General features: G+C 65.8%; 11 protein-coding genes. 5 read left to right on the top strand and 6 right to left on the bottom strand.

Translation table 11 applies throughout. From position 1 onward, the window contains the following. Window positions 1–95 precede the first annotated feature (95 nt). The 5 genes from OU999_02645 to radA form a co-directional block, all read right to left on the bottom strand. Window positions 96–374: a hypothetical protein gene (locus OU999_02645; GenBank protein ID WAC24113.1), complete on the bottom strand. Its 279-nt coding sequence runs from the start codon at window positions 372–374 to the stop codon at window positions 96–98. A gap of 75 nt (window positions 375–449) precedes the next feature. Then, the gene (locus OU999_02640) at window positions 450–2,225 is read right to left on the bottom strand and encodes a monovalent cation:proton antiporter-2 (CPA2) family protein (protein ID WAC24112.1); all 1,776 of its coding nucleotides are present in this window, start codon (window positions 2,223–2,225) and stop codon (window positions 450–452) included. A gap of 3 nt (window positions 2,226–2,228) precedes the next feature. Further along, entirely contained in the window at window positions 2,229–2,663 is a 435-nt protein-coding gene (locus tag OU999_02635; GenBank protein ID WAC24111.1) for an iron-sulfur cluster assembly scaffold protein, read from the bottom strand. Window positions 2,664–2,683: 20 nt separating this feature from the next. Then, window positions 2,684–3,187: a CvpA family protein gene (locus OU999_02630; GenBank protein ID WAC24110.1), complete on the bottom strand. Its 504-nt coding sequence runs from the start codon at window positions 3,185–3,187 to the stop codon at window positions 2,684–2,686. Window positions 3,188–3,199: 12 nt separating this feature from the next. Then, window positions 3,200–4,579 (bottom strand): DNA repair protein RadA, encoded by a 1,380-nt coding sequence (gene radA / locus OU999_02625; GenBank protein ID WAC24109.1) that lies wholly within the window; start codon window positions 4,577–4,579, stop codon window positions 3,200–3,202. Between the two features lie 130 nt (window positions 4,580–4,709). Here radA and OU999_02620 point away from each other — a divergent pair, with 130 nt between their 5' ends. From OU999_02620 to OU999_02600, 5 genes are all read left to right on the top strand, one after another. Beyond that, on the top strand, window positions 4,710–7,046 hold the full coding sequence (locus tag OU999_02620; protein ID WAC24108.1) for a patatin-like protein: 2,337 nt from the start codon (window positions 4,710–4,712) through the stop codon (window positions 7,044–7,046). Window positions 7,047–7,112: 66 nt separating this feature from the next. Continuing rightward, complete coding sequence (locus tag OU999_02615; GenBank protein WAC24107.1) at window positions 7,113–8,033, top strand: TraB/GumN family protein; 921 nt, start codon at window positions 7,113–7,115, stop codon at window positions 8,031–8,033. A gap of 119 nt (window positions 8,034–8,152) precedes the next feature. Further along, entirely contained in the window at window positions 8,153–8,764 is a 612-nt protein-coding gene (locus tag OU999_02610; GenBank protein WAC24106.1) for a 50S ribosomal protein L25/general stress protein Ctc, read from the top strand. Between the two features lie 113 nt (window positions 8,765–8,877). Further along, entirely contained in the window at window positions 8,878–9,447 is a 570-nt protein-coding gene (pth, locus tag OU999_02605; GenBank protein ID WAC24105.1) for an aminoacyl-tRNA hydrolase, read from the top strand. Next, window positions 9,444–10,283 (top strand): hypothetical protein, encoded by an 840-nt coding sequence (locus tag OU999_02600; protein WAC24104.1) that lies wholly within the window; start codon window positions 9,444–9,446, stop codon window positions 10,281–10,283. Before pth ends, OU999_02600 begins: the two co-directional genes overlap by 4 nt. Here the strand turns inward: OU999_02600 and aac(3) are convergent. After that, a complete protein-coding gene (gene aac(3) / locus OU999_02595) occupies window positions 10,273–11,145 on the bottom strand; it encodes an aminoglycoside 3-N-acetyltransferase (protein ID WAC24103.1) in 873 nt (290 codons plus the stop codon). The two genes, OU999_02600 and aac(3), sit on opposite strands and share 11 nt — an antisense overlap. Between the last annotated feature and the right edge of the window lie 134 nt (window positions 11,146–11,279).

The raw sequence follows: 11,279 nt of genomic DNA, 5'->3' as shown, positions 1-11,279 counted from the left end.
AGAGAAAGAGATATGCCGATTGGCGCATCTGGCGCGATCGGTCAGGCCCTGGAGGGGCAGAAAAAAGGGCACGCCGCAGCGCGCCCGATCATGATTTATTGGAGCAGCCGGTCCGACCGGTGAACCGTGCGGGGCGCAATGGCCACCTTGCGCACGGGGACCCAACGCTGCGACGGGCGCAGCACCATGACCAGCGGCAGCACGATGGCGGCCAGCAGCACCGCCGCGCTGACCGCGACCTGACGGTCCTCTGCCAGCAGCTGCGAGTCGCGCACCACGCCATTGCCATGCGCCATGGCCGGATCGGCAAGGCGCACGCCGTCTGCTACCGAGAATCCGGTCAGCAGGGCCAGCAGAGCAAGAAGCAGCTTCATGGGGGCGAAATTCATCCTGATAGGGCGCCTACATAGGCAATGGCAGGTCATTCGTCCATGGCCTTGCACGGATGGTCATCCCTGCTCTGCCTGCGGATCGAAAGCCTGCGAGTCCGCCCCTCCGAAACTCAGATGCATGCCGGCCCTTATACTGCCGGCCTCCATCTGCAGTTCCAGCCGCTCGCAATCGCGCCGGCGAAATTCTTCGACCACCCGGTCCGCCACCACCGGATCGATCCCGGTACGCAGCAGCGCGGTATGCGCCAGCTTGACCGAGGATTCGAACAGTTCGCGCTGGGCAGCGGCAATCGGGGCCAGTTTCAGCGACAGCAGCTGGCGGCGATCATTGGCGCGCACGAAGATCTTCGCTTCGGGAAAGGCATGCGCGATCGGCGCGATCTGGTCGGGCCCGAAATTCTTGTCATCCATGCAGAACAGCAGCGCCCCTGCATGTTCCGCACCGGCGCGGCGCAACAGATCGATGCGGGTGCCATCGCCGTAAAAGACCTTGCGGCCGAATTCGCCGCTGAGCCGGATCTGATCGGGGTTGATGTCGATCAGCGTTACCGAAATGCTCGCGCCTGCAAAGATCTGCGCCACGGCCTGGCCGAACCGGCCATGGCCGATAACGATGGCGTTCGACTGCCGGGCCTGTTCGGGATCGACCATATCCTCGGTGCCTGAGCCGCGAACCCCGCCGAACAGACGGGTCAGCAGCATCAGGAACGGCGTCGTCGCCATCGACAGCGTCACGATCGCGCCAAAGCGGCTGGCTGCGGCTGGTTCGATCAGCAGCGCGGCCTGCGCCTCTGCGAACAGCACGAAGGCAAACTCGCCACCCTGGCTCAGCAGCAGGCCCAGCACGAACGCCGCGCGGTTTTCCAGGCCGAATGCCTTGGCAATGCCGAAGATGATCGCGACCTTGATCGCCACCAGAGCCAGCGCCATCGCAATGACGAACAGCGGATCGGCCATGATCACGCCGATATCGAGCATCATGCCGACGCCCAGGAAGAACAGCCCCAGCAGGATCGAACGGAACGGATCGATATCCGCCTCCAGCTCGTGCCGAAAGGGAGAGTCGGCGAGCATCACGCCTGCGATAAAGGCGCCCAGTGCCGCCGACAGGCCGATGGCGTTCATCAGCGCGGCGCTGCCGAACACCGCGAACAGCCCCGCCACGATGAACAGTTCGCGCTCGGCGACCTTGCCGATCAGCTTGAGCAGCGGGGCAAGGCCATAGCGCCCGGCAATCACCAGCCCGCCGATCGATGCGATGGCGTAAAGCGCGAGCAGCCAGCCCGGCGTCTGCGGCCCGGTCTGTGGCGCGCGCGACAGGGCGGCGATGATCGTCAGCAGCGGGACGATCGACAGGTCCTGGAACAGCAGGATCGAAAAGGCGCGTTCGCCGGTCGGGGTATTGAGCCGTCCCTGCGATTGCAGCAACGGCAGCACCTGCGCGGTCGAGGACAATGCGAGCGGCAGTCCAAGGCCCAGCGCCGCGCCCCAGGTTGATCCGGTAACGAAATAGACAAAGCCTGCCAGCACGATGCCGCAAATCACCACCTGGGACATGCCAAGGCCGAAAATGTCGCGCTTGAGCTGCCACAGCCGCGCTGGGGCCAGTTCCAGCCCGACCAGGAACAGCAGCAGCACGATGCCGATCTCGGCAAAACCGACGATCAGTTCGGGATCGGCCACCAGCTGCAACGCCTGCGGCCCGATGATGATGCCGCCGACCAGATAGCCCAGCACCGCGCCCAGCCCCAGCTTGCGGAACAGCAGCACGAAGGCGAGCGCAGCGGCGAGCAACACGGTGCCCGAAAGGAAGATATCGCCGCCATGTTCCATGGGTCAGGTGTCCGTTCGGGCCGAAAGGTCTAGCGCTGCGACCGTCGCGCGCCAGGGCAGCAGGATGGAACCATGCCGCGCCGGATAAGGCAAGGCACTGGAAAGATGGTCGATCCCCGGCCAGTTGCCCGGATCGCCGCGCTGACCCGCCAGGAACGCGGCGAGATCGTCACGAGCGCCTTCCAGCCCTTCCCGCCCCTGCCCCCTTATCTCGGCGGCGAGGATTGCGGCCGATGCCTGGCCCAGCGCGCAGGCCTGGGCACGCAGGCCGAAGCGCACGACATGTCCGGCATCATCAAGCGCCAGCCCGACGCGCACCACCGACCCGCAGCTTTGCGAGCGCAATTCGGCCTGATGCGGCAGATCATCGGTCAGCGGAAATTCGGCCAGCGACACGGCCAGCGCCAGGATCTGCGGCGTATAGAGCACCTTAGCCATATCGGCCTACGGGCTTTTCGTCACTCATCGCCGAGCGACTGCTGATAATCGTAAAGATCGACCAGCGCGGTGCCGCTGGCATTGAGCAGCGGATAGGTTCGGCTGTCGGTGATCCATTCGGGCTGGCCCTCGTTCGGCCAGACGACCGCGTGGAGCATGGTGACCAGCAGATAGGTCAATGTCGCGAGGATCAGCCCCTTGACCGCGCCAAAGCCGAAGCCCAACACCCGGTCGATCGGGCCGAGCACCGATTTGCGCGTGCGCGATCGCAGCGTGTGCGCGATCAGCTTGCCGATCAGGTAGACGCCCAGATAGATGCCGACCAGCGCCAGCGCCGCAGCGCCGCCGTCATTGCCCACCGGTTCGCGCAGCAATGCGGTGACCGGGGTGTGGAACAGCCGCAGCGCGAATATGCCCGCGATCCACGCGATCAGCGAGATCGCCGCATAGACGAATCCGTTCAGGAAACCCAGAATCGCGCCACCAGCCAGCAGCGTGAGGACAAGGATATCGAATGCGGTCATAGCGCCGCCTCGCTAGTTGCGCCCCAGCAGTTGGTCAACGAGATTTGCCAGCCGGGTATAGGAACTGAGCCGCATTCCGCCGGTATCGCCTGCCCCCTTGGCGGTGACGCTGGCGGGCACCAGCGCCTTTTCGAACCCCAGCTTCGCCGCCTCGCGCAGCCTGAGGCCGGCATGCGCCACTGGGCGCAGTTCGCCCGACAACGCCAGTTCGCCGAAAACGATCGTCGCGCTGCCCAGCGGCCGTTCGGACAGGGCAGAGATCAGCGCGGCGGCCACCGCCATGTCGGCGGCAGGATCGGACAGGCGATACCCGCCTGCGACATTCAGATAGACTTCCGCGGTCGAGAAGCTGAGCCCGCAGCGCGCCTCCAGCACCGCCAGCACCATGGCCAGCCGCCCGGAATCCCAGCCTACCACCGCACGGCGCGGCGTCGCCCCGCTCGACAGGCGCACGGTCAGCGCCTGGATCTCGACCAGCACCGGGCGCGTGCCCTCCAGCGCCGGGAATACCGAAGTGCCCGGCATCTGCGCATCGCGATCGCTGAGGAACAGACTCGAAGGGTTACCGACTTCGGACAGGCCCGCCTCTTCCATCGCGAACACGCCGATTTCGTCGGTCGCCCCGAAGCGGTTCTTGATCGATCGCAGAATGCGATACTGGTGGCTGCGCTCGCCCTCGAAGCTCATCACGGTATCGACCATATGCTCGAGCACGCGGGGTCCGGCGATGCTGCCATCCTTGGTGACATGGCCGACCAGGATCACCGCACAACCGCTTTCCTTGGCAAAGCGGATCAGCTCCTGCGCCGAGGCGCGCACCTGGCTGACCGTGCCCGGCGCGCCTTCGATCAGGTCGGAATGCATGGTCTGGATCGAATCGATCACCAGCATCACCGGCGCTTCCATGCTGCGCAGCGTCGTCAGGATGTCGCGTACCGATGTCGCGGACGCAAGGTCGATCGGCGCATCGGCGAGGCCCAGCCGCATCGCGCGCAGCCGCACCTGATCGGCCGCTTCCTCCCCGCTGATATAGACGATGCTGTGCCCTGCCCGCGCCATATTGGCCGATGCCTGGAGCAGCAGCGTCGATTTTCCGATGCCCGGATCGCCGCCCATCAGCGTCGCCGAACCTGCGACCAGCCCGCCACCCAGCGCGCGGTCGAACTCGGCAATGCCGGTCGAGATGCGCGGCGGAAGCTCGACCGCCGCATCCAGCCGCGCAAGCTGGATCCGCTGCCCGCCGGTCTGCAGATCATGCCGCGCGGAAAAGGCGGTCGGCGCGGCCTGTTCGACCAGGGTGTTCCATTCGCCGCAATCGGCGCACTGGCCCTGCCAGCGGTTGGAGACACTGCCACAGGCCTGGCAGACATAGCTTTTGCGCGGTTTGGCCATGACCGCCGCATAGCTCGAACAAAACTGGAACGCAATTGCGGCTTTGCCCTTGCCTTCGCTGGTAACATGGATAGCGTTGGAGCGAACTGACCTCAAAAGCCTGCAACAACACAAGGTCCGCCCCGCCGCCATGCGTCAGAAGGAACTCCGCATTGCCCTGGTCTGCTATGGCGGCATCAGCCTGGCCGTCTACATGCACGGCATCACCAAGGAAATCTGGCGCGCCACCCGCGCCAGCCGCAACTTCCATGCAGGCGATGCCCCCGCAACCGGCAGCCAGAATGTCTATCGCGAGCTGTTCGAGGCCTTTGCCGCACATTCGCAGGTCAAGCTGCGCCTGCTGCCGGACATTATCGCCGGGGCCAGCGCGGGCGGCATCAACGGGGTGTTTCTGGCCCAGGCGCTGACCAGCGGCCAGTCGCTCGAACCGCTGACCCGGATGTGGCTGGAATGCGCCGATATCGATCGGCTGCTCGATCCCGATGCCCGGCCGTTTTCGCGCTTTACCAAATTCTGGGCGCAGCCGCTGGTCTGGCTGTTGCTGCGGCGGCCCGGCGGCGCTCTCGACCGCAGCGTCGCGCCCGAAGCACGCAGCGAGGTCCGCACCAAGCTCTCACGCCTTGTCCGTGCGCGCTGGTTCGCCCCGCCCTTCAGCGGCACCGGTTTTTCCGGACTGCTCTATGACGCCATGGAGGCGATGACGGCGACGCCCCCGGGCCCGCGGCTGCTGCCGCTGGGCCAGCCGCTCGACCTGTTCGTCACCGTCACCGATTTTCGCGGTCATCTCGAGCGGCTCAGGCTCAACAGCCCGGCCGAGGTGGTGGAGACCGAGCACCGGCTGTCGATCGGCTTTCGCTACATGCGCGGACGCGACGATTCGCTGGCGGACCCGGCCGAACTGGTCTTTGCCGCGCGTGCCACCGCAAGCTTTCCCGGCGCGTTTCCCCCGTTCAACGTCGCCGAAATGGACCGCATGCTGGCGCGGCGCGAGCGGCCATGGCCGGGCCGCGAGAGGTTCCTCGAGCGCATCTTCCCGCAGCATCATGCCGAGGGCAAGGCCGACAGCGCGGTGCTGATCGACGGATCGGTGCTGGCCAACGCGCCCTTCGCCCAGGCCATCGATGCGCTGCGCGACCGCCCCGCGCATCGCGAGATCGACCGGCGCTTCGTCTATATCGATCCCAAGCCCGACATGGTCGGCGGCATGGACCAGTCGGGCGAGCGCGATGCGCGCGGCCAGCGGCTGCCCGGCTTTTTCTCGACCATCTTCGGGGCGATTTCGGACATTCCGCGCGAACAGCCGATCCGAGACAATCTGGAAGGGATTGAGCGCCGCTCGGCGCGCGTCCGGCAGATGCGTTCGATCACCGATGCACTGCGCGGCGAGGTGGAAGAAACCGTCGGCAAGCTGTTCGGCTATACCCTGTTCCTCGACAGCCCGACCCCGCAGCGGCTGACCAAATGGCGCAACAAGGCGCAGGACCGTGCCGCGCATATGGCAGGCTTTGCTTATGCCTCGTACGCGCAGCTCAAGCTGGCGACGATCGTCGAGGACCTTGTCGATACGCTGCGCCGCGCACATCGCGGACCCAAGGCCCTTTATGCCGAGCGGCTGCGCGAAGCGATCAGGGCCGAATTGCGCCGCAGCGGCATGGACCGGCTTTCGGGCAAGGGTGGCGGCGCGAGCGAAGAGGCGATCCTGTTCTTCCGCACCCAGGATCTGGGTTTCCGCATCCGCCGCCTGCGCTTCCTCGCCCGCCGATTGGGTGAGGATATCGCCCAGTCGGGCCATGCCCCGGCGCAAGCCGTCGTCGCGATGCACGAGACGCTGTACGCGTGCCTGGCGCACTATCTCGACCGCGAGACGACCGATCATCTGGGCCAGAATTTTGCCGATATCGCAGCCGGCGCGATCGATGACCCGGCCATGGCCATTGCCGAGCTCGCCCAACGCCGCGACTTGCGCAGCGCCGATGCCATTGTCGACGAGCAGCTTGCCGCTGCGCTCGCGCTGCTGCCCCGCGAAAGTCGCCGCTCGCTGCTGCTCGCCTATCTCGGCTTCCCGTTCTACGACATCGCCACGTTGCCGCTGCTGCAGGGCGAAGGGCAGAATGAATATGATCCGATCAAGGTGGACCGCATCTCGCCCGATGATTGCCAGACATTGCGCCAGGGCGGCGCAGCTGCGACGCTCAAGGGTATCGAGTTCAACAGTTTCGGCGCCTTTTTCAGCCGCGCCTATCGAGAGAATGACTATCTGTGGGGCCGTCTGCACGGCGCAGAGCGGCTGATCGACATCATCGCATCGGCCATGCCCGATGGCATCTTGTTCCCGCCGCACCTGCTCGCCGATTTCAAGCGCCGCGCGTTTCTGGCCATTTGCGACGAGGAGGAGCAGGTGCTGACCACCGATCCCGGCCTCGTCCCCGGCCTGAGGCGTGAAATCGAGGCGGCGTTCGGAGGCTAGGGGCTCGTTTGCGGACTGGCGTTTGCGTACTGGCCTTTGCGGACTGGCGTGCCTAGTTTGGCGATCATGAACATTGCGACCGCTCGCTGGCTGATGCTGCCGCTGCTCCTGCTGATCCAGGCGTGCAGCGGGTTTCCATTTCTCGACATGGGGCTTGCTGCCTGGGATGGCCCGAAAAAGGGAACGCCGGCCTTATGGCACGTGCAAGGCCCTGACGGGGGCGAAGCCTGGCTGTTTGGCGGAATCCATGCGCTGCCACCCGACCTCAAATGGATCAGCCCCAGGATGAAGGCCGCGATGGATTCGAGCGATCGGCTGGTGCTGGAGGTGGTCGGGCTGGAAGATTCTGCCGAGATCACCAGGACCTTTCAGCAGCTGGGCAACAGCCCTGGCCAGCCGCCGCTAGCCGAGCGCCTGCCGCCGGGGTTGCGCGCCAAGGGCGAAGAACTGCGCGCCGCCAGCCGCCTGTCGGCGGCGCGGTTCGAAACACTGGAGAGCTGGGCCGCCGCACTTTCGCTGGCAGGCGCTGCGACCGCGAACCTGGCCATGGTGCGCGAGGAAGGCGTCGAGCGCGTGCTCGCCGCCCGCTATCGTCGGCGCGACAAGCCGGTGATCGGCCTGGAAACTGCCGCGCGGCAGTTCACCTATTTCGATCAGCTCGACGAGGCCGACCAGCGCGCGATGCTGGAAAGCGTCGTCGCCGATGCCGACAATGCGCCCCAGGCCTATCGCGACATGGTGACCTCCTGGCTGAAGGGCGAGCCCGAAAAGCTCGCCGAGGCTGCCAATCGCGGCCTGCTCGAGCGCCCGCAGATCCGCGAACGCATCCTGGTGCGCCGCAATCGCGACTGGGCTGGCCAGATCGAGGACCTGCTGAGCCTGGGAGCAAGGCCCTTTGTCGCGGTCGGCGCAGCCCATCTGGCGGGCGATGACAGCGTGCAGGCGATGCTGGAAGCACGCGGGTTCAAGGTCACCCGGCTGCAATAGGGCCAGAACGCTTGCTTTTGCGGGCGATGCCGACTAAGGGCACCGCTTCCCTGACGCCATGGTCATCCCTGGAGGCGTGGCCGGGGATATTTTGACCATCTACAATCTGGAGACAGACCATGAGCGATACGCTTACCCTGTCGGCCCAGCTGCGTGATCGGGCAGGCAAGGGAGCCTCCCGTGCACTCCGCCGCGAAGGCCGTGTACCCGCCGTCATTTACGGCGACAAGAAGGATCCTGAAACGATCCATGTCGAAGAGCGCGCGCTGAACAAGCTGCTCGGCACCGGCCATTTCATGAACTCGATCGTCGAGATCGAAGTCGATGGCAACACGATCACCACCCTGCCCAAGGATGTGGCGTTCCACCCGGTGTCCGACCGTCCGCTCCACGTCGACTTCCTGCGTATCGTCAAGGGCGCGACCGTTGAAGTCGCCGTCCCCGTCGTGTTCGTCAACGAAGACGCCTCGCCCGGCCTGAAGCGTGGCGGCGTGCTCAACGTCGTCCGTCACGAGCTGGAACTGGTGTGCGATGCGACCAACATTCCTGACGAGATCGAAATCGACGTCACCGGTGTCGATGTCGGCGATTCGATCCACATCTCTGCGGTCAAGCTGCCCAAGGGCGCGACCTCGGCGATTACCGACCGCGATTTCACCATCGCGACGATCGTTGCTCCTTCGGCGCTGAAGTCGACCGAAGGCGATAACGAAACGCCGGCTGGCGAATAATCCATCTTTCTCGCCCTCTCCCTGCAAGGGGGGAGGGTCGGGAGAGGGGAATGTCGAGAGGCTGGCGCAATGCCCCTCTCCCCGCCCCTCCCTGAAACAAAGGGAGCGGTTCCATGCAGATCTGGGTTGGTCTGGGCAATCCCGGACCCGAATATGCCCTGCACCGGCACAATGTCGGTTTCATGGCCATCGACATCATCGCCGACATGCACGGCTTAGAGCCGCCCAAGCGCCGCTTCCAGGGCTGGGCGCAGGAGGGCCGTCTGGGCAGCGAGAAGCTGCTGCTTCTGAAGCCGGCGACCTTCATGAACAAGTCGGGCCAGGCGATTGGCGAGGCGATGCGCTTCTTCAAGCTCGAGCCGCAGGACGTCACCATCTTTCACGACGAGCTCGACCTTGCACCGTTCAAGGTCAAGGTGAAGCGCGGCGGCGGCACTGCCGGGCATAATGGCCTGCGCTCTGCCGACCAGCATATCGGCCCCGAATTCCGCCGGGTGCGGCTCGGCATCGGCCATCCCGGCAACAAGGACCGCGTCACCGGCCATGTGCTGGGCAATTTCGCCAAGACCGAGCTCGATGACCTGACCGACATGCTCGGCGCGATCGGTGCTGAGGCCGGCTGGCTGACCCAGGATGACGACGTGCGCTTCATGAACGACGTCGCGCTGAGGCAGCAGGGATGATCGCCGAACCCGCACGCATCGATTTCAAGCTGCTCGGCGGTTTCGCGGGCCTGTCCCTGCTGGCCACGCTGTGCGGTGTTGCGGCCATGGCGATGACCGACATTTCGGCGATGCGCTGGATCCCCAATATCGCCGCCTGGACACTCGGCGCTGTTACCGCGCTGGCCATGGCACGCACCACGCCCTCCCCGCGCCTATTGAGCGGCATCGTGCTTGTCGCGCTTGCGCTCGTCGCCGCCACGCTGGCAGCGCCCGGCCAGGATGGCGTGCATCGCTGGCTGGCCGCAGGGCCGCTGTACGTCAACATCGCCGCCCTCACCCTGCCTGCCGCCATTGTCGCGATGGCCCGGCTGGGCGCGGAGAATCGCCTGGTGCCGATCGCGGCTACCGGCATCGCGGCGATCCTGGCAATCCAGCCCGATGCATCGCAGGCCTTTGCCTTCGCCTTTGCTGCGCTGGTGGTGATGCTGACCGACAAGCGCATATCGGCGCTCGTCTCTGTGCTGTGCATCTTCGCCCTTGCCGCGCTGGCTCTGCTCCGCCCCGATCCGCTGCAACCGGTGGCCGAGGTCGAACAGATCATCAGCCTCGCCATGGCGGCGCACCCGGCGCTTGGCTGGGCGGCGATGGTCAGCCTGGCCGCGATCCCGCTGATGCTGCTCGCGATGCGGTTGGGCGATACCGCCGCACGCGCGCTGGCGCTCTATATCGCCGCAGCCTGTGTCGCGCCGCTGTTCGGCTGGTTCCCGGTGCCGCTGGTGGGTGCAGGGATGAGCTTCCCGCTCGGCCTATGGCTGGGCATCGGGCTGCTGGCGGCGCGCCGCGCTAACGCCTGAAGCGGCTTTCCAGCCATGTGATCGCAAAGCCGGTCATCTCGGCAGCATCGACGACCAGACACTCCGCAGCACCGACCTTGCCCTGCCGTCCGCCGCCCATGGCGACAAAATCGCGCACCACTGCATCAAAATAATCGTCGTCCAGACCGTCGACCACCGGATTGCCGGTGTCGAACTCCTCCACCGTCCGCCACACCGTGCCGCCATTTTCCAGAATGGGCACGTCCCAGCGGACCACGCGCTTGCCCGGAATATCGGCCAGATGCTCGGCATGGTGCAGCAGCGTCATCGTCTCCCAGGGCGCACCGATCATCGCCACCTTGCCGCGCCCCTCGACCAGCCGCGCGAGCGGGGTGCCCGGGCCATAGCCGTAATCGAGCGGATGCGGATCGATCAGCCACCGCGCCCGCGCGCCGATCGCGACCATCGAAGGGCCGGGGCTGGTGCTGCGCAGTGCACCCGGCGTGGTGCGGAGAAATTCGGGAAACGCGCCGTTATCGCGGATGGCGCGCGATGATGCCGGGTCGAACGGCAGCACATGCTTGCGCCATTGGGGCAGGATATGCCCTTCTTCATCGCACGCCGTTTCGGGCGCGCCCTGCCAGTCGGCATAGCCCATCACGGTGCCATCGGGCCCGACGCATCGGCGCAGCGCCGCGATCAGCGTATCGGGCCCCGCGATCATCGGCCCGATGCTGCGCAGACCTGCGTGCACCATCACCATATCGCCCGGGCCAATCCCCGAAGCGGCAAGGTCCCTGACCAGATCATCCATGGTCACCAGCGGCTGCATCATGCTCGCCAAGCTGGTGAATATGGCGACGCTGCGCAAGGCCGGTGCGGGCCAGAAAACAACCCCCATTCCGGCGACACACGAACGTCGCATTTGCTTCCCGCCATTGTCATCGCCCTGCCATCACAATCGCGCGCAAATCGGGCACCACACGCGCACGCCGCTCCAGCGCGGGGCTGAACGCGGCATCAACTGCCTGTTTT

The organism is Blastomonas sp. SL216, from assembly GCA_026625625.1.
Taxonomy (GTDB): Bacteria; Pseudomonadota; Alphaproteobacteria; order Sphingomonadales; family Sphingomonadaceae; genus Blastomonas.
This window is presented reverse-complemented; position numbering and strand designations above follow the sequence as displayed.

Bases quoted from the DNA above. Each gene is read 5' to 3' on its own strand.
- OU999_02645 (WAC24113.1), bottom strand. From the start codon at position 374: ATGAAGCTGCTTCTTGCTCTGCTGGCCCTGCTGACCGGATTCTCGGTA.
- OU999_02640 (WAC24112.1), bottom strand. From the start codon at position 2,225: ATGGAACATGGCGGCGATATCTTCCTTTCGGGCACCGTGTTGCTCGCC.
- OU999_02635 (WAC24111.1), bottom strand. From the start codon at position 2,663: ATGGCTAAGGTGCTCTATACGCCGCAGATCCTGGCGCTGGCCGTGTCG.
- OU999_02630 (WAC24110.1), bottom strand. From the start codon at position 3,187: ATGACCGCATTCGATATCCTTGTCCTCACGCTGCTGGCTGGTGGCGCG.
- radA (WAC24109.1), bottom strand. From the start codon at position 4,579: ATGGCCAAACCGCGCAAAAGCTATGTCTGCCAGGCCTGTGGCAGTGTC.
- OU999_02620 (WAC24108.1), top strand. From the start codon at position 4,710: ATGCGTCAGAAGGAACTCCGCATTGCCCTGGTCTGCTATGGCGGCATC.
- OU999_02615 (WAC24107.1), top strand. From the start codon at position 7,113: ATGAACATTGCGACCGCTCGCTGGCTGATGCTGCCGCTGCTCCTGCTG.
- OU999_02610 (WAC24106.1), top strand. From the start codon at position 8,153: ATGAGCGATACGCTTACCCTGTCGGCCCAGCTGCGTGATCGGGCAGGC.
- pth (WAC24105.1), top strand. From the start codon at position 8,878: ATGCAGATCTGGGTTGGTCTGGGCAATCCCGGACCCGAATATGCCCTG.
- OU999_02600 (WAC24104.1), top strand. From the start codon at position 9,444: ATGATCGCCGAACCCGCACGCATCGATTTCAAGCTGCTCGGCGGTTTC.